18 protein-coding genes are annotated in these 18,089 nt (G+C 39.3%); 6 read left to right on the top strand and 12 right to left on the bottom strand.

All coding sequences use genetic code 11. The features are described from left to right. From IA57_RS11420 to IA57_RS11405, 4 genes are all read right to left on the bottom strand, one after another. A complete protein-coding gene (locus IA57_RS11420) occupies window positions 1-477 on the bottom strand; it encodes a hypothetical protein (protein WP_036123776.1) in 477 nt (158 codons plus the stop codon). Between the two features lie 3 nt (window positions 478-480). Further along, on the bottom strand, window positions 481-2,334 hold the full coding sequence (locus IA57_RS11415) for a DNA topoisomerase IV subunit B (protein ID WP_036123773.1): 1,854 nt from the start codon (window positions 2,332-2,334) through the stop codon (window positions 481-483). Window positions 2,335-2,582: 248 nt separating this feature from the next. Further along, window positions 2,583-4,274 (bottom strand): energy-dependent translational throttle protein EttA, encoded by a 1,692-nt coding sequence (ettA, locus tag IA57_RS11410; RefSeq protein ID WP_036123771.1) that lies wholly within the window; start codon window positions 4,272-4,274, stop codon window positions 2,583-2,585. Window positions 4,275-4,313: 39 nt separating this feature from the next. Then, complete coding sequence (locus IA57_RS11405) at window positions 4,314-4,496, bottom strand: CAL67264 family membrane protein (RefSeq protein ID WP_036123769.1); 183 nt, start codon at window positions 4,494-4,496, stop codon at window positions 4,314-4,316. 161 nt (window positions 4,497-4,657) lie between these two features. Here IA57_RS11405 and IA57_RS11400 point away from each other — a divergent pair, with 161 nt between their 5' ends. The 4 genes from IA57_RS11400 to IA57_RS11385 all read left to right on the top strand — a co-directional run bounded on the left by IA57_RS11400 (window position 4,658) and on the right by IA57_RS11385 (window position 7,690). Next, a complete protein-coding gene (locus IA57_RS11400) occupies window positions 4,658-5,092 on the top strand; it encodes an RrF2 family transcriptional regulator (protein ID WP_036123767.1) in 435 nt (144 codons plus the stop codon). A gap of 58 nt (window positions 5,093-5,150) precedes the next feature. Next, entirely contained in the window at window positions 5,151-5,888 is a 738-nt protein-coding gene (gene ric / locus IA57_RS11395) for an iron-sulfur cluster repair di-iron protein (RefSeq protein WP_036123764.1), read from the top strand. A gap of 154 nt (window positions 5,889-6,042) precedes the next feature. Further along, on the top strand, window positions 6,043-7,245 hold the full coding sequence (locus IA57_RS11390; RefSeq protein ID WP_036123762.1) for a hypothetical protein: 1,203 nt from the start codon (window positions 6,043-6,045) through the stop codon (window positions 7,243-7,245). Further along, a complete protein-coding gene (locus IA57_RS11385; RefSeq protein ID WP_036123759.1) occupies window positions 7,226-7,690 on the top strand; it encodes a hemerythrin domain-containing protein in 465 nt (154 codons plus the stop codon). Before IA57_RS11390 ends, IA57_RS11385 begins: the two co-directional genes overlap by 20 nt. A 7-nt stretch (window positions 7,691-7,697) precedes the next feature. Here the strand turns inward: IA57_RS11385 and IA57_RS11380 are convergent, their stop codons facing one another. The 6 genes from IA57_RS11380 to IA57_RS11355 form a co-directional block, all read right to left on the bottom strand. Next, window positions 7,698-8,957: an alginate export family protein gene (locus IA57_RS11380; RefSeq protein ID WP_036123755.1), complete on the bottom strand. Its 1,260-nt coding sequence runs from the start codon at window positions 8,955-8,957 to the stop codon at window positions 7,698-7,700. A gap of 26 nt (window positions 8,958-8,983) precedes the next feature. Beyond that, a complete protein-coding gene (locus IA57_RS11375) occupies window positions 8,984-9,700 on the bottom strand; it encodes an SCO family protein (protein ID WP_036123751.1) in 717 nt (238 codons plus the stop codon). 13 nt (window positions 9,701-9,713) lie between these two features. Beyond that, the gene (locus tag IA57_RS11370) at window positions 9,714-10,487 is read right to left on the bottom strand and encodes a formylglycine-generating enzyme family protein (RefSeq protein ID WP_036123746.1); all 774 of its coding nucleotides are present in this window, start codon (window positions 10,485-10,487) and stop codon (window positions 9,714-9,716) included. Between the two features lie 35 nt (window positions 10,488-10,522). Continuing rightward, window positions 10,523-11,989 (bottom strand): copper-containing nitrite reductase, encoded by a 1,467-nt coding sequence (gene nirK / locus IA57_RS11365; RefSeq protein ID WP_036123744.1) that lies wholly within the window; start codon window positions 11,987-11,989, stop codon window positions 10,523-10,525. 201 nt (window positions 11,990-12,190) lie between these two features. After that, window positions 12,191-12,475, bottom strand: a complete 285-nt coding sequence (locus IA57_RS11360) for a GNAT family N-acetyltransferase (protein ID WP_036123743.1) — start codon at window positions 12,473-12,475, stop codon at window positions 12,191-12,193. A gap of 2 nt (window positions 12,476-12,477) precedes the next feature. Then, window positions 12,478-13,011 carry an NADPH-dependent FMN reductase gene (locus tag IA57_RS11355; protein WP_036123740.1) on the bottom strand — a complete coding sequence of 178 codons (534 nt, stop codon included), beginning with the start codon at window positions 13,009-13,011 and terminating at the stop codon, window positions 12,478-12,480. A 302-nt stretch (window positions 13,012-13,313) separates the two neighbouring features. Between IA57_RS11355 and IA57_RS11350 the strand changes: the two genes are divergently transcribed. Both IA57_RS11350 and IA57_RS11345 read left to right on the top strand, forming a co-directional pair. Further along, window positions 13,314-14,957: an acyl-CoA carboxylase subunit beta gene (locus tag IA57_RS11350; protein ID WP_036123737.1), complete on the top strand. Its 1,644-nt coding sequence runs from the start codon at window positions 13,314-13,316 to the stop codon at window positions 14,955-14,957. Window positions 14,958-15,015: 58 nt separating this feature from the next. Further along, window positions 15,016-15,438: a DoxX family protein gene (locus IA57_RS11345; protein WP_036123735.1), complete on the top strand. Its 423-nt coding sequence runs from the start codon at window positions 15,016-15,018 to the stop codon at window positions 15,436-15,438. 39 nt (window positions 15,439-15,477) lie between these two features. On the opposite strand, the gene IA57_RS11340 is transcribed toward IA57_RS11345, so the two are convergent. Then, entirely contained in the window at window positions 15,478-16,932 is a 1,455-nt protein-coding gene (locus IA57_RS11340; protein WP_051881057.1) for a vWA domain-containing protein, read from the bottom strand. 83 nt (window positions 16,933-17,015) lie between these two features. Then, window positions 17,016-18,086 (bottom strand): AMP-binding protein, encoded by a 1,071-nt coding sequence (locus tag IA57_RS11335; RefSeq protein WP_036123732.1) that lies wholly within the window; start codon window positions 18,084-18,086, stop codon window positions 17,016-17,018. Between the last annotated feature and the right edge of the window lie 3 nt (window positions 18,087-18,089).

Here is an 18,089-nt window from a genome sequence, read left to right as displayed (position 1 = left end):
TTATGTTTTTTGGTTGTGCTTAATCATTTTACTTAATGATTGCTTGATATATTTTCGTTTTTTCCTAGATACCAACGTAACGTTAAAGACGCTTTTTTTAGGCGCTCCTTTTGAGGGTTTAATTACGACTACCAGTGTTTTATAGAATATGTAATCTTTGTATTTAAACGCTACTAGGTGCGCTTTTTCAAATTCTATGGTTTTCTCGCGGTAATTAAAATAATCTGAAAGCAGCAGGCCTTTATTGGTGATTTTTACTTTAAGACCATCGCTGTCGTACTCGAAATATTTTGAAATAAAATGCACTAAAAAAAACAACACAGCAAACCCTAGGACAATAAGGGAAAACGTTAAAAACGAACTTTCGGTAAGTGTGCTAAATGCCTTGAATACGGTTGCTAGAAGTATGGCAAAGACAATCAGTATAAAATATACCGAGATAATAACATTTTTAACATGTTTGTTATTGGTTCTCATATTTTATTTCTCAACAATATCCAGCTCTACTTTAAGATTGTTTATAATAAATTCCTGTCGGTCTTGTGTGTTTTTTCCCATATAGAAGCTCAATAGGTCTTCTATAGATTTGTCCTTATCCAACATAACGGGGTCTAAACGAATATCTTCACCTATAAAATATTGAAACTCGTCTGGAGAAATCTCACCAAGTCCTTTAAATCGTGTAATTTCGGGTTTGGGTTTAAGTTCTTCTATGGCGTTTTTGCGCTCTTCTTCCGAGTAGCAATAAATGGTTTTCTTTTTGTTTCTCACCCTAAACAAAGGGGTTTGCAAGATGTACAAATGCCCTTCTTTTATAAGCTCTGGGAAAAACTGAAGAAAAAATGTAATGAGCAGTAACCTAATGTGCATCCCATCAACATCGGCATCGGTGGCAATTACAATGTTGTTGTAACGTAAATCGGCCATCGACTCTTCAATATTCAATGCGGCTTGGAGCAGGTTAAACTCTTCGTTTTCATAAACAATTTTTTTGCTCATCCCGTATGAATTCAGGGGTTTTCCTCTTAAACTAAAAACGGCTTGAGTGTTTACGTCGCGCGATTTTGTAATACTCCCCGAGGCCGAGTCGCCCTCGGTAATAAACAAGGTGGTTTCTAAGCGTCTGTTGTGTTTTAAGTCGCCTAAATGCACCCGGCAGTCCCTTAGTTTTTTATTGTGAAGGCTTGCCTTTTTGGCACGCTCTTTAGCTAGTTTTCTTATACCCGAAAGCTCCTTGCGTTCTCGTTCTGCTTGTAAGATTTTACGTTGAAGGGCCTCTGCCGTTTGTGGGTTTTTGTGCAGGAAGTTATCCAATTGTGTTTTTACAAAATCGTTAACATAGGTACGCACGGTAGGTAGGCCGCCTCCCATATCGGTAGAGCCCAGTTTGGTTTTGGTCTGGCTCTCGAAAACAGGCTCCATCACCTTGATGGATATGGCCGAAACTATCGATTTTCTAACATCGGAGGCATCGTAATTCTTGCCGTAAAACTCGCGAATGGTCTTTACCACAGCCTCCCGAAAGGCTGCTAAATGCGTTCCGCCTTGGGTGGTGTTCTGCCCGTTAACAAACGAATGATACTCTTCGCTATATTGAGTTTTATGGTGTGTTAGAGCGATTTCGATATCATTGCCACGCAAATGAACAATGGGGTAAATTTTATCGGAATCGTTAATGGTTTCTTCCAACAGGTCTTTTAACCCGTTTTCGCTATAATATTTTTCGCCATTAAAAACTATGGTAAGCCCTGGGTTAAGGTATACGTAGTTTTTAAGCATTTTAACCACGTATTCGTGGCGGTATTTGTAGTTTTTAAAGATGGATTCGTCTGGGACGAAGGATACCTTGGTACCTTTTCGTCTAGAGGTTTCATCTAAAAAATCCTGGGCTTTAAGTTCGCCTTGTTCAAAATCGGCCGAGGCCGATTTTCCATCGCGAGTAGACTCTACCCTAAAATGCGTCGATAAGGCATTTACGGCTTTGGTACCAACACCGTTTAGTCCTACCGATTTTTTAAAGGCTCGGGAATCGTACTTTCCTCCGGTGTTCATTTTAGACACAACGTCTACCACTTTCCCTAAGGGAATACCACGGCCATAATCGCGAACTATAACTTTATTACCTTGAATGGAAATTTCTATGGTTTTTCCTGCCCCCATAACAAATTCGTCTATGGAGTTGTCTAAAACCTCTTTTAGCAAGATGTAAATCCCATCGTCTTGCGAGGATCCGTCGCCCAGTTTCCCGATATACATTCCGGGACGCATTCTAATGTGTTCTTTCCAATCGAGCGAGCGTATGTTGTCTTCGGTATATTGAGTATGTTCTGTCATAAAATAAAAATCCTTGATGCTAGCATGCAAGGCTTTGGTTTGAAAGTTATTTTATTTATCGAGGCAACCCTCAGAATGGTTAAAATTTCACGTTGTGGGTAATATGGCATAAATGTTATGCGATAGACCGCTAATATACTATTTAGAGCAATAAAATAAAACTTAGGCGTTACAAAGTAATTAACAATAAAGAAGCCAACATTGTTGAGAACGTTGGCTTTAAGGGATTAAGAAAATAACTGTGAAAGTTACCTAATAAGTTTTTTGTACTTAATGCGTTTTGGCATGATGTCGCCCCCTAAACGTTTCTTTTTATTTTCTTCGTAATCGCTAAAACTACCTTCAAAGAAATACACTTGGCTATCGCCTTCAAAAGCTAGAATATGCGTACAGATACGATCTAAAAACCAGCGGTCGTGCGAAATAACCACGGCACAACCGGCAAAGTTTTCCAAGCCTTCTTCTAAAGCACGAAGGGTGTTTACATCAAGGTCGTTGGTAGGCTCGTCTAAAAGTAACACGTTGCCTTCTTCTTTAAGGGTCATGGCTAAATGCAAGCGGTTGCGCTCCCCACCCGATAGCAGACTTACTTTTTTGTTTTGCTCGCTACCAGAGAAGTTAAAACGGCTAAGATAGGCTCTGGAATTAACCTGTCGGCCTCCCATCATAACTAGCTCTTGTTCGTCGCTAAAATTTTGCCAAATAGTTTTTTCGGAATCTATGTTGGAATGACTTTGGTCTACATAGGCGATTTTTGCCGTTTCCCCAACAATAAATTCGCCTTTATCGGGGGTTTCTTCACCCATAATCATTCTAAAAATAGTGGTTTTACCAGCACCATTAGGCCCTATAACCCCTACAATTCCCGCTTGCGGCAATTTAAAGTTTAAACCTTCATATAATAATTTATCGCCATACGCTTTGCTTACATCCTTAGCTTCTATAACATTGGTTCCTAAGCGTGGACCGTTGGGGATGTAGATTTCTAATTTTTCATCCAATTGCTTTTGGTCTTGGCTCATTAATTTGTCGTAATTGCTTAAACGTGCTTTTTGTTTGGCCTGGCGTCCTTTGGGTGCCATTCTTACCCATTCTAACTCACGTTCCAGAGTTTTTTGGCGTTTGGATGCTGCTTTCTGCTCTTGAGCCATACGCTTGGATTTTTGATCTAACCAAGACGAGTAGTTTCCTTTCCATGGAATGCCTTCTCCGCGATCAAGTTCTAAAATCCAACCGGCAACATTGTCTAGGAAATAACGGTCGTGCGTTACGGCAATTACAGTGCCTTTATACTGTGCTAAATGGTGCTCTAGCCAATGTACCGATTCGGCATCTAGGTGGTTGGTAGGCTCGTCTAATAGCAAGACATCTGGCTCCTGAAGTAACAATCGGCATAGGGCTACCCGGCGGCGTTCACCTCCAGAAAGCACGCCAATTTTCTTATCGCCTTCTGGTGTACGCAGCGCATCCATGGCTATTTCTAATTTGGTGTCTAGTTCCCAAGCGTTAGAAGCATCTATTTTATCTTGTAGCTCGGCTTGTCTGTTCATAAGCTTTTCCATTTTATCGGGGTCGCTATAAACTTCTTCTAAGCCAAACATGTCGTTTATTTTATTGTACTCGTCAAGAATGGCCACTGTTTCGGCGGCTCCTTCTTTTACAATTTCTAAAACGGTTTTATCATCATCTAATTGGGGTTCTTGCTCCAAGTAGCCAACAGAATATCCTGGCGAAAACACCACATCGCCTTGGTAGTTTTTGTCTACCCCAGCAATAATTTTTAACAAGGTGGATTTTCCAGAGCCGTTAAGTCCCAGTATCCCTATCTTAGCGCCATAAAAAAAACTTAAATAAATATTTTTAAGTACAGGCGTATTGGCAGATTGAAATGTCTTGGTTACCCCAGACATTGAAAAAATTACTTTTTTATCGTCGCTCATAATCTTATTTTTTGTGAAAAATTTATGTGTTGTTTGTGTTTAAACCCGGCCTTTAAGAGCATTAAACACCCAGGCAACAGCAAAAAAACCAACCCCAACCGCGGCAAATCCCCAGCCAGCAACATCGTCGTAACGAAATGCCCCTAAAGCGATTAAACTTAAACCTACTAATATCATAATCCATGTGGCCCATGCCAACACGGTGTTTTTATTCATTGCCATGTTAGTTGTATTTACTTGATTTTTTAAGAATAGCAAATATCGGGATTTTTATAACATTTCTGAGAGAATTTTCAATACTTATTTTTAAATGGTTTTAATTAAGATAAAATTATCTCAATTTAAAATTTATGCGTAACTTTGTCACATAAAATAAACACTATATGTTTTCTAAAGCGTGCGAATATGGTATTAGAGCTGTAATATACATTGCAGCAAACTCTAATGAGGGTAGGCGCGTTAGTTTAAAGGCTATTGCCAAGCATATAGATTCTCCAGAAGCCTTTACCGCTAAAATATTGCAAATTTTAGTACGCCATAACATTATTAATTCGGTAAGAGGTATTAACGGTGGCTTTGAAATTGAAAAGCAAAATTTAGACGTTATTTTATTGGCCGATATTGTTAAGGCTATAGATGGCGACCAAATTTACAAACGTTGTGGCCTTGGGTTACACGCCTGTAGCGAAGCCCACCCCTGCCCTGTTCACTATCAATTTGTAACCATTAAAAACGGACTAAGAACCTTATTGGAAACCACTAATTTAAAAACCCTAGCCCTAGAGGTTAATTCTGGGCTGTCATTTTTAAAGATTTAAAACAAAAAAAAATTTAATTAAAAACAGGATAAAAACATCCTATATAATACATCAGATTATGGAAATAGTACAAGAAAACGCTAAAAGACAAATTGGAAGCTTTGTTGCAGAAGATTATAGAACTGCCGCCGTATTTTCTAAATATGGCATCGATTTTTGTTGCAAAGGTCATAGAACTATTGAAGACGTATGTGAGAAGAAGGCTATTGATACCGACCAATTGCTAGAGCAATTACAAGCGGCCATGAGCTCGCAAAACGGAGAAAGCATCGATTACAAATCTTGGCCCTTAGATCTACTTGCCGAATATATAGAAAAAAAGCACCACCGCTATGTAGAGGAAAAAGTTCCTGTACTAACACAATTTTTAGCCAAATTATGCAAGGTGCACGGCGATCGCCATCCAGAATTGTTTGAAATAAACGAGCTGTTTAACGCTTCGGCTGGCGAGTTGGCTGCTCACATGAAAAAAGAAGAGCTAATCCTTTTCCCGTTTGTTAAAAAAATGGTTAAGGCTACTATAGATGGCCAACCTATTGAGGCACCAGGTTTTGGCACTGTTGAAAACCCGATTGCTATGATGATGGAGGAACACGATAATGAAGGTGAACGTTTTAGAAAAATTGCAGCACTAACAAACGACTATAATCCTCCAGCAGATGCTTGCAATACATACAGAGTTACATTTGCTATGCTTGATGAGTTTGAGAAGGATTTGCATTTACACATCCACTTAGAAAACAACATTTTATTCCCAAAAGCTGCAAAAATGGAAAAACATTTTTTGAAAGACTAGGTTAATTTACCCTTATTTTATGTTTATGGTTGGAACACCTTTTCTATTTTAATGAATGAATCATGCTAACATTAGAGAATTAAGCGAGATGTTTTTTAAAGAAAGGGTGTTCTTTTTTTATGATTATATTTAACACTCACAAAAGAAGGTTTTTATGCCCAAAAAGCTGATTGTTACTTGTTTAATCAATTTTTTAATTGCTGCACTTTTAGGGCTGCTGTTGCGTTTGGCATTTATTGCTCCAGTAGCCATAAATTTTAGATATTTGGTGCATGCGCATTCGCATGTGGCCATGTTAGGTTGGGTATACTTAATGCTTTTTATCCTGATAACCCATTACTTTGTTCCAGAGAAGAAACGTTTTTACAACCGGTTGTTTTGGGTTACCCAATTTGCCGTTATTGGCATGTTGTGTAGTTTTCCTTTTCAAGGGTATGCGGCTGTGTCCATTACCTTTTCTACTTTGCATATTTTTTGCAGCTATGTATTTGCCTATCGGGTTTGGAAAGACTTAAAAACCGACAGCCCACTAGTTAGAAAAATGATTCATTGGGCCTTGCTCTTTATGGTATTAAGCACCCTTGGCGTTTGGTGTTTAGGGCCAGCAGTTGGACTCATGGGGAAAGCCTCGGCATTTTACCAAATCGCCATACAGTTCTTTTTGCACTTTCAGTTTAACGGTTGGTTTGTGTTTGCTACTATGGCCATATTGTTTTACCAAATGCACATTGCACCTAGCAGAACCTCTAAAAGATTTGTACAGCTATTAATTGCAGCCACAATTTGCACAATGGCCTTACCCATACAATGGTTTGCACCCCATTGGTCGCTGTATTACATTAATGCTTTGGGGAGCGTTTTGCAGTTAGTCGCCTTAATTTATTTTTTAAAACTCATAAAACAACCATTTAAGGCAGCTATAACCAAACGCCAAAAAACCATAAAGGCCCTTTACGTATTTTCGTTAAGCTGTTTTGTTTTAAAATTGGCATTACAGATGGTTGCAGTTTTTCCGCAGTTTACCCAAACTCTTATCAATCATAAGAATTTTATCATCGGGTTTATACACTTAATGATGCTGGGGGTTATTAGCGGGTTTTTATTTGCATTCCTTGTATTTTCGAACACCATCAAACCTTCAAAGCTTCTTAATTTGGGTGTGTATGGTTTTCTTATAGGAATTATTTTAACCGAAATCCTTTTAGCCTACCAAGGCGGCTTATTTTATTTTGGGATTGGTATGTTACCGTATTATTACCAATTGCTGTTTATTTTTAGTATCTTCCTTCCAGTAGGGATTGCCCTAATTTTACTAACCTATTTAAAACAAAAAAACAATGTCTACAAAACCACTTAAACGACACAAGGCTTTACAACCTTTAAGCAGAGAGCACCACCATGGATTGTTGTTATCCTGGAAGCTACGTGCCGGGTTTAAAAAAAACATTGAAATTGAACGCATGAAAACCTATGCCGATTGGTTTTACAACACCCATTTAATACCACATTTTGATACTGAAGAAGCACACATCTTTACACTGCTTGATAGCAACCACGACCTAGTAAAACGAGCCTTAGCAGAACACAGACGGTTAAAACGCTTGTTTAACGATGCCGATAATGTTGCAAAATCATTGGGTTTAATTGAAGAGGAACTGGAGCAGCACATACGTTTTGAAGAGCGGGTGCTTTTTCCAGAAATACAGAAAATAGCCACCGAGGAACAGCTAGAACATATTGAAAAAATTCATCATCCAGATGAAAAATTTGTGGACAATCTAGATGATGAATTCTGGAAATAACCTGAATTTATAGGTCTTTTTTAAAGCTAAAAACTTCCGGTTTTACGGTAATCATGGCCCAAGCCCAGTTTTGGGTTCTTTGAGCATTTCCCCCTTTTAGGATTTCCATAGTATCGCTACCAAAAAGTTGAGAATAGCCTAAGTTGGCACTAATAAATTTGTGTAGTTTGTAGGTTGCAACAACATCTATTTCGGTGCCTAGATAAGATGCCATTTTTTCATTACCATTATACACAGTTTCTGCCGAAGAGAACATGTGTGGCGCAACGCTTAGAGTTAATTTGTTTTTACTAAATTTAAAATTAGCATACACATCTATCAAGCCAACGTTATTGGCATGGTTCCCTACATAAAAATAGTCCATAAACCCATTAAACTTGTGGTTGGTTCCAAACAACGGATTAAACGATTTGTTTGTACCAGAGGTATCGTTTGTTGCTGTACCAGAAAGGTACTCACCTCCCAAGCCAAATTGCCAGGTGTTGTTTACCGAATAGTTTAGGGCTGCGGCGCCGTACCAAGCAGCAATATCTGTTTGGTTGCGTTCGCCAGTTTGGCCATAGGCAGAAAGTTCTCCCGACCAGTTGTTGTGTTTAAGCGCATAATAGGCGCCAAAGGTTTGTGTGTACTGGGTTTCTAATTCTAGATCTGCATTTTCAAACTCGAACCCATTGTTTAAAAACAAGGCGCTTAGTTTTGAGGTTCCAAAACGGTACTGATACCACAAAAACTGCATGCTTTTATAGTTGTTAACGGCATAAGCATTTTTCGTAAGCGTTTCGGCATTCGAGCTTACCGAAAGGCCAATATCTAGGGCGTGCTTTTTATTAGAAGTAAAAGAGACCAGAAAAGCATCGTGGCTTCTACCCTGTTGCGCCCAATTAACTTCGCCTAAAATACGCTGGTTGTCGTAAGAGAGTACTTGGCGTCCTACCTTAAAGCTCCAAAGGCTGTCTAAATGGTATTTTGCATAACCTTCAAACAAGGCCATGCCGTTGTGTGCATTGCTTTGGTTGGTGGCTACATCGCCCCAAACCCTAACATCTTGAGCGCGAACAACAAGGGTTAGTTTGTCGTATTTAAAATCTAGGTTTAGCCTACTGCGTTGCGATACAAACGAAGCGGCATCATTGGTGTCGTCTAACAAGGTTTTGTAGCCGTTTCTAAATTCATAGCGCGGCCTTAACTCTATACCTACATTTAATTCTTGGGCAAGAACGGTTTGTGTTAGTATTCCGAAGAATACAACATATAATAAATGTTTCATAATTTTAAAAAGGTATTATAGGGCTGTTACATGGCTTCAACAGCTTGGTTAATATGTTTAATCGTATTGTCTGAATTTACTCCTAAACCTTCTTGTTGAAAAACAAGCTCGCCTTTGTGGTTAAAGACACTTATAATATTTGAGTGTGAAAAATCTATAGGTGAAATCTCTTTGTAACTAACAGCAAGTACTGCGGCAAACTCTCTTGTGTTTTCTTCGGAAGACCGCAAGAACAGCCAAGGATCTTGATCCATAAAATTCTCTTTGGCGAAAGCTTTTAAACGTTTTGGAGTATCTACTTCTGGATCGATGCTTACAAAAATCATTTTTACACGCTCTTTTGAGGCTTCCGTTAGGCGCTCTTCAATATTGCGCATATCGGCCACCAATCTTGGGCAGGCTGCTTTACAGCTGGTGTATATCATAACCATGACCAGAACATCGCCTTGAAGGTCCTTTAGCTGGATGTCTTTCCCGTCTTGGGTGGTCCAAGTTGCAGGCAGGTTGTAGATAGACATATCGGAAAATGTTCCTTCGGGGTCTGCTTTTGTAGCGGGAGGTGTTACACGTACCAAATCCATTTTACAAACAGGGCAGCTGCCTTCCTTATCGTAAGTTTTATCGCCTTCGCAGTGCATAGGGCACTCATAGGCAATTGCTAGGTCTTCTGCAGTGGTCTGACCACGTTCTTTACAAGATGTTAAGGCTGTTAAGACGACAAGTAGTAGGGTTAAAATTCTCATTTCTTTTATAGGTTTAAGGAATTGTTTCTACGTCCTTGGCACATCTAAACCCTAAGTTTTTAATACTAAATCTGGCCTTTATACTTCCTCTAAAGGCATATCGCATAAAAGCGGCGTAGTTCATTAAATCGGTAGCGCCAATGGCGGCACTACCACAAAATAGGTTGCTGTCCTTATCGACATCCTTTCTGGATTCTCCAGAGATTAAAACCGAATTAAAATCTAGAGCCCACTCCCATACCAGGCCGTGCATATCGTAAACGCCCCAATAATTTTTAGGGGTTTTCCCTATTTCTTTTTTATCGGTTCTTGGCGTTTCGTACCAAGACAGTATTTTTTGGTTGTAAGAAGGTTTTATTCTGGCATCGGCAGTTACCTCATCGGCCATGGCTACATATTCCCACTCGTCTATGGTTGGCAATCTTTTGCCTTGGCATTCGCAATACGCTTTGGCAGCAAACCAAGAAACATAGGTTGCCGGGCTATTGGGACTGGCATTAAAAACGGTATCGTTTGTATATTGGCGAAGGTAATTGTCGTCGGCAAACAATTTAAGTATGTTTGCTTTCTGCCATTTGGGGTTTTTCTTTAAAAAGTCTAAAAATTCTTGATTAGTAACAGGATAAGCATCCATTAAGAAATCCTTTACTTCTACTACGGTAGAGTCTCTTCCGTATAAGGGGATGTAACGACTTCCTTTAATGTTTACCATACCTTCAGGTTGCGAAAACCCAACGGTTTGAAACGTTAAGATAACAAGAATCACTCTGAAGGTATGGGTAAACATAACACTAACTATATATTAAACTAAAAACCAATAACTTATTTATTTTTTACTTTGTCTACCATTTGTTTGGTAACAACTTGACCTGAGTTACCCCAGCTGTTGTAAACATAGGTTAGTACGTTGGCAACTTCTTCAGACGATAGCATTTGTCTGGTCATAACGCTGTTGTATTTCTCGCCATTAACCGTTATTTCGCCTGTTAATCCGTTAACTACGGCACTAATGGCACGATCTACGTCAGCGTTTAGATAATCCGATTTTGCTAAAGGCGGGAATGCGTTTGGCACCCCTTGTCCTTCGCCTTGGTGACAGGCAAAACAGGTTTGCATGTATACTTGCTTACCAAATTCCATTTGCTCTTCGAAGTTTTGTGCTGGAATTTCAGACTCTACAATTTCATTGGTTGTTGGCATTTCTTGAATTCCAGGTCCTTCAGGAAGGTAAATCCCTTCGTACTGTTCGCCCGAGTAAATTTTCTCATTCTCTTCACCTTGCACGTTAAGCATGCCTAAAGCTCCTTTGTTAAATGCTCTAAAAATAGAGTGGTCTACCAAAATAAAGGTACCAGGAACATCTACACGAAACTCTACAATGGCTGCACCTCCTGCTGGAATAATAGTGGTTTGTACGTTTTCGTTAACCAAATCGCCTCCTTCTACATAAACTTTGTCGAAAATCTCTCCAATTACATGGAATGACGATACCAAGTTTGGCCCACCGTTACCCACAAACAATCTAACGGTTTCTCCTACATTGGCGGTAATAGCATTGTCGCCTGTTAAGGCATTTACGGCGCCATTAAACACTACATAATCGGCATGTTCGTCAACTGCTTTCTGCATATCGAAAGGTTGCAAGCCACGCTCACCATTTTTTCCTTTAGTATAAAAATCACCCTGCATGATGTAGTATTCTTTATCTACAGGAGGTAATCCGCCTTCTGGCTCTACTAATATAAGGCCGTACATTCCGTTAGCAATGTGCATTCCTACTGGTGCTGTAGCACAGTGGTATACATAAAGTCCTGGGTTTAAAGTTTTAAATGAAAATACTTTTTCGTGGCCAGGTGCCACAAAAGACGATTCTGCTCCACCCCCTGGTCCTGTAACAGCATGCAAATCGATGTTGTGGGGTAGTTTGTTGTCAGGGTGGTTTTGCAAGTGAAACTCTACTTCATCACCTACGCGTGTTCTAATGAAACTTCCAGGTACTGTCCCCCCGAAAGTCCAATACACATAGCGTACGCCATCTGTCATTTCGCTTTCCTTTTCAATAATTTCCATCTCTACAATCAGCTTCTTTGCTTTACGCCTACCAACGGGTGTTGGTACATTTGGAGGAGCTGTCAGTTCGGCTGTCATTTCTAAACTAACTGGAATTTCAGAAGTGTCAGCAAGTTCTGTTTTTTTCTCTTCTACACAAGAAGAAATTACAAACATTAATAATAATGCTACAAGTAGCATGGGCATTTTGCTTTGGTTTGGTTGTTTTGGTTTTCTCATAATAGTGGCATTTATTAATTAGGACTAATTTATCCTGTTTATTACACAAATGTAATGATGATGAAATATACAAAATATGACGAATATCATAAAAACAAGAAATACAATAAGGAAATATAAGTTTATATAAAAGTTACCATTGTGTATATAAAACGGTACGATTAGACCTCAAAAAAAACATGTGTATTATTACTAAATACCCTAGTCAATAACATCTGAGTAAGCGTCGGCTTTCTTTTTAAAGACAGCTACGGCAAATGGGCAAACGGGCTGAATTTTAAGTTTTTTATCCCTTGCAAAAGCAACAGTGGCTTCGGCTAGTTTATAACCTATACCCTGCCCTTTTAAACTGGCATCTACAGTGGTGTGTTCTATTACAATGGTGTTGTTAGTTTGATAAACGTAGGTCATTTCGGCCAATTGCACACCATCTTGTGCTATAAAAAACTTTCCTGCTTTGCGGTTGTCTTCTTGTTGAATGGTCATGGTTATAGTGCTTTTTTAAGATTGTTTATTTCTGTTAACAATTGGTTGTTTAAAGTTTGGTCGGCAATACGTCCTTCTAAAAAATTCTCATTAAACTTAGGCAATGAAAAAACGCCTACTATATTGGCTTCGTGCCTAGGAAAACGGTCTTTAGCCATTGCCAGTACCGATTGTCCGCCTCGTGCGCCAGGCGAAGTAGCCATGAGTAGCATGGGTTTGTTATAAAAAACCTTCCTATCGATGCGTGAAATCCAATCGAACAGGTTTTTAAATGCCGCTGTATAGGCGCCATTGTGTTCTGCCAAAGAAACAATTAGGGCGTCTGCCTGCTTTAACTTATTTAAAAATTTATGGGCATTTTCTGGCTGTCCCGCCATGCTCTTTTCTAAATCGACACTAAAAAGGGGCACTACAAAATCGTTTAAATCCAGCACCTCGGGTTTAACATTATCAATAAGGTTTGCCGCATAAGTTACCAGTTGTTTGTTAATGGATGTTTTACTGCTGCTTCCAGCAAATGCAATTATGTGTTTCATTTTAATGTTTTAACGCGTTATATATTGCATTGGTAAATATAGATTAAAAACATGTATTTAAAGTGGCTTAATTTGTAAAGGCTTTTATATAACAACACTTTTGTAGCAAGGTTAAGTTTTGTATTTTTAGCCAAAATTAACTAACAGCGTTAGGGATTGTCCACAACTTAAGCCATGCTATAGTTTTGTGTTCGTGAATCTTACGGTTTGTAGTAACATCCTCATTATTTGGTGAGAGATGTAGCGAAAAGCCCAACCACTTTTGCGTGGTAACGCCCAAACTAAATACTTCTTTAATTAACATGGATTTAAACTTCAATAAAAACGAAGATCACAATAAACTATTGGTTTCTGAACTTAAGAAACGTTTGGCAAAAGTAAAGCTTGGCGGTGGAAAGAAACGTATTGAAAAACACCACGAAAAAGGTAAAATGACCGCTAGAGAGCGTATTGATTATTTGTTAGACAGCAAAGCAAGCAGTATCGAAATAGGCGCTTTTGCTGGCGAAGGGATGTACGAGGAGCACGGTGGCTGCCCTTCTGGTGGCGTGGTTGTAAAAATAGGTTACATAAAAGGCAAGCCATGCATTGTTGTGGCTAACGATGCCACCGTAAAGGCGGGCGCATGGTTTCCTATTACGGGAAAGAAAAACTTGCGAGCCCAGGAAATTGCCATAGAAAATAAGCTGCCCATTATTTATCTGGTAGATTCTGCTGGGGTGTATTTGCCCATGCAAGATGAGATTTTTCCCGATAAGGAACATTTTGGGCGAATTTTTAGAAACAATGCCGTAATGAGCAGTATGGGCATTACCCAAATTGCTGTTGTGATGGGCAGTTGTGTTGCCGGTGGCGCCTATTTACCCATTATGAGCGATGAGGCCCTTATAGTCGATAAAACCGGAAGCATCTTTTTAGCAGGTAGTTATTTAGTAAAAGCAGCTATTGGCGAGAGTATAGACAATGAAACTTTAGGAGGCGCAACAACACATTCTGAAATTAGTGGTGTTACCGATTACAAAGCTAAGGATGACAAAGATGCCCTAGACAGGGTTAAACGCATTGTGGATAAAATTGGTGCCTTTGATAAAGCCGGCTTTAACCGTAGCAAACCTGCCAAGCCTAAGGATAACCCAGAAGATATTTATGGTATTTTACCAAGAAGTCGCGCCGACCAATACGACATGTACGAGATTATTAAACGTCTTGTTGATGATAGCACGTTTGATGAATACAAAGCCGGTTACGGCAAGACCATTATTACCTGCTATGCCAGGATTGATGGCTGGGCTGTTGGTATTGTGGCCAACCAACGCCATATTGTAAAAACTACAGGCGCTAAAACCAAACCTGCCGAAATGCAGTTTGGCGGTGTTATTTATAACGATTCTGCCGATAAAGCCACTCGTTTTATAGCGAATTGCAACCAGAAAAAAATACCATTGGTATTCTTACAGGATGTTACCGGGTTTATGGTAGGTAGCAAGAGTGAGCATTCGGGTATTATAAAGGACGGTGCTAAAATGGTCAATGCGGTAAGCAACTCGGTTGTACCAAAGTTTACCGTTGTTGTTGGTAATAGTTACGGCGCCGGCAACTATGCCATGTGTGGTAAAGCTTACGATCCACGATTAATATTTGCTTGGCCAAGTGCCGAGTTGGCCGTTATGAGTGGAAACTCTGCCGCCAAAGTATTGTTACAGATTGAGAAGGCCTCGTTAGAAAAGCAAGGCGAAAAAATAACCGAAGAACAAGAAACAGCGCTTTACAATAAAATTAAAGCCCGATACGACAACCAGGTATCGCCTTACTATGCGGCGGCACGCTTATGGACCGACGCCGTTATTGACCCCTTGGAAACAAGAACATGGATTTCTATGGGTATAGAGGCCGCCAACCACGCCCCTATAGAGAAACCTTTTAATTTAGGTGTTTTACAAGTTTAACAGATTTTCTCAAGATTTTTTTGTATCTTAATAGTTGGTAATCAAAACCTTATTCACTATGGGAACAATAAAATCATTGAACAAATGGGCCAATGCCCATACGTACTATCCGTTGGATTTGTTGCGGTTTGCCTTAGGTGTGTTTTTGTTTATGAAAGGCATTAACTTTATGGCAAATAGCCAAATGCTTGTCGATTTAATTCAGCCAATCCAAAATTGGGGCGGCGGTATGTTGGCCATTCACTATGTGGCTCCTGCTCATTTTATTGGAGGGGTCTTGATTGCTTTTGGTTTGCTAACCCGTTGGGCTATTGTAGCACAGCTCCCAATATTAATGGGTGCCATACTTATAAACTTTATAGGCGAAATGCAAATGGGGAATTTAATTATGGCTACTATTACCCTATTGGTTTGTCTGTTTTTTCTTTTTTATGGCTCTGGAAAACATTCTTGCGACTATTATTTTAAAATGCAACAGTAACACACAAAGCGACCTTTTACAGGTCGCTTTGTGTTATGATTAGCTGTTAACTACGGTATATTTTTCTATAAGCCTTACAATTAGATCGTTTAGTTTTTCAACCTTAAACGTATCTGTGCTTGGTTTTAAATGCGGGTTTCCAATGCCACTATCATCTGTTAAAAACACATAGGTGCCATTTGTTGAAACGCTAAAAAACCGCATTAAAAACTCTAGGTCTTTGTTAGCCCCACTTGCTACTATAGGAATGATTTTTATGCCTTTTTCTTGGGCTATTTTTATTTGCGCCTTAATCGTTTCAACATTTTCTTGGGTATAATGTGGTGGAGCATCTAAAAGTAAAAAAAGGAGCTTTGCTTGGGCTTGACTGTTCCAGCTTTTTTGCATTGAAACTTTTAAAGCCAACTCTACGGCTTCTTCAAAATCACCACCACCAGAAGCGTATTGTAGTGACAGGGTTTCTTTTACCTTATTAATATCGGTGTTAAAATCGAAGTCTTTCACAACATATTCATCACCATGATCCCGATAAAATGTTAAGGCCACCCGCTTTTGTTCAATACTGGTATTAACCCTACTAATGATGTTTTTAAGCTCTGACTTTAAATACGACAGCTCATCGCCCATGGAGCCAGTAGCATCTATAGTTAACATGACATCTAGTCCGCTTGGTTGTACCGCTTCATTTAAAACAAATTCTACCGTATGGTGGGTGTTGGTAAGTTTTTTTCCTAAAACCTTGCCGTTTTGCCTTATTTGAACAGTGTAGTAATCCTGATGGCAGATATTATGTAAATCTTTAAAAATAGTGGCCTCTCCCTTTATATCTGTTCTGGCTTGCATTATTTTATTGTTTTCCACATCTAAAAGGGTAACGTTTACATTATTGGCTGGTTGCCCCATTTGGTTTTTCACCTTAACTAAAATTTTATTCTCTAGGTAAAAGCCCCAAGCCTTTTGGATTTCTTTTGCTTTTTTGTCTTTTAAAGTTTTTTTCCATTGTTCCCACTTTTCCAAATCGTTTATTTCTCCTGCGGTTAATTGCCCAGATTGAGGTGTATAACTCGAAGTACTTGATGTCTCACTAACCGAACTGCTTCCTCTTATGGCAATTTTTGATGATGCATCGTGAACACCAGACTTGGCGCCATACAACCGAGAACGCTTTAAACTCAAACCTGTAACAACCACCTCCTCTAACGTTTCTTTATCTGGCTGCATGCTAAAACTAATTGTATTTTGGGTTTCAACAGTCCGTTCAGCTGTTAAGTACCCTATGTAGGTAAAAACAAGCACGTCCCCTACATTGGCTTGTATGCTATATTCGCCATCGAAGTTTGTTTGTGCACCGGTAGTTGTAGTTTTTATTACAACATTAACTCCGGGCAGTGGCAGGCCGTTTTCGTCTGAAATAATCCCGGATATTTGTTTGCTTTGGGCTTGCAACTGAATGCAAACCAAGCCTGTTACGATAAGTAATAGTGTGTTTTTCATGGTTTGTGTGTTTTGGATTTGATATAAAACTAGATACAAATACCAAAGCACAAAAACCAGAATGAGTGAGTGAGACGGTTTGCTTAGTTAAGTGGTTTTTTTAGTAATTTTAACGTGGCATCCCTTTGAATTTTACCAGATGCGGTCTCTAGAAAAGTTTCAATAAAATAAACCGCTTTGGGTACTTCAAACTTGTCTAGACCATCAAAAAAGTGTTTGGGAATTTTTTGGGCTGGCCCTTCAATGATTAATACCACTTTTTCACCCAAATACGCATCGGGAAGACCAGCAATAAAAAAACGTTGCATGATGTGCTTTTGAAGCTTGTGTTCTATTTGCTCTGGAAGCAGCTTTACCCCGCCAGAGTTTATCACATGATCAAACCGTCCCAACCACTCAAAGGTCTTTGGGGTGTAAATTGTAACAAGATCGTTTGTTATTAGTTTTTCCGGCGTTAGTTTTGGTGCCTCAACAATTAAGCAACCTCTATGATCTTGGTCAATGGTAATGCCGGGTAAAACTTTATAAAGTAAAGGATGACTGGTGTGGTTAAGCGGTTTTAGGGCAATATGGCTAACCGTTTCTGTCATGCCATAGGTAGCAAAAACCTTTGTTTTTAAGCCTTTAATATTGTCTTCCAATGTTTTCGAAACGGCCGCTCCACCTACAATTAGGGTTTTAATAGAGGATAGTTGCTCCAGGTTTTTTTCAACCTGTATGGGAATCATCGCGCAAAAATGATACGTTTTTCCTAAAGGAAGGTTTAAGTGTACTTTGGGGTTAATCACATCGATATGCAACCCTAAAACCATAGCTCTGACCAGCATCATTTTTCCTGCAATATAATGGGCAGGTAAGCACAATAAGGCAGTGTGGCCTGGCTGTAAATTAAAGAACTGACCTGTAGCTAAAGCCGAGTTTACCATAGCTTGCTTAGGCATGCTTAAGGTTTTGGGCTGCCCGGTTGACCCAGATGTTTTTAGGGTTATAAAGGCATTGTCGTCTAACCATTCTTGTAAAAAGCCCCCTATTTGTTTTTCGTATTCCTCATGAGATTCAATAAGGGAAAAGGCAGTTTCCTTTAGTGATTTAAGGTTTAAATGCGTGCCATTTAGCTTAAATTCTGGATGAATGGTATTGAACGCTGCTTCCACGAT

The sequence above is a fragment of the Mangrovimonas yunxiaonensis genome (assembly GCF_000733475.1).
GTDB classification, from domain to species: Bacteria; Bacteroidota; Bacteroidia; order Flavobacteriales; family Flavobacteriaceae; genus Mangrovimonas; species Mangrovimonas yunxiaonensis.
Note: the sequence above shows the minus strand (reverse complement) of the source record. Positions and strands in the feature narration are given on the sequence as shown.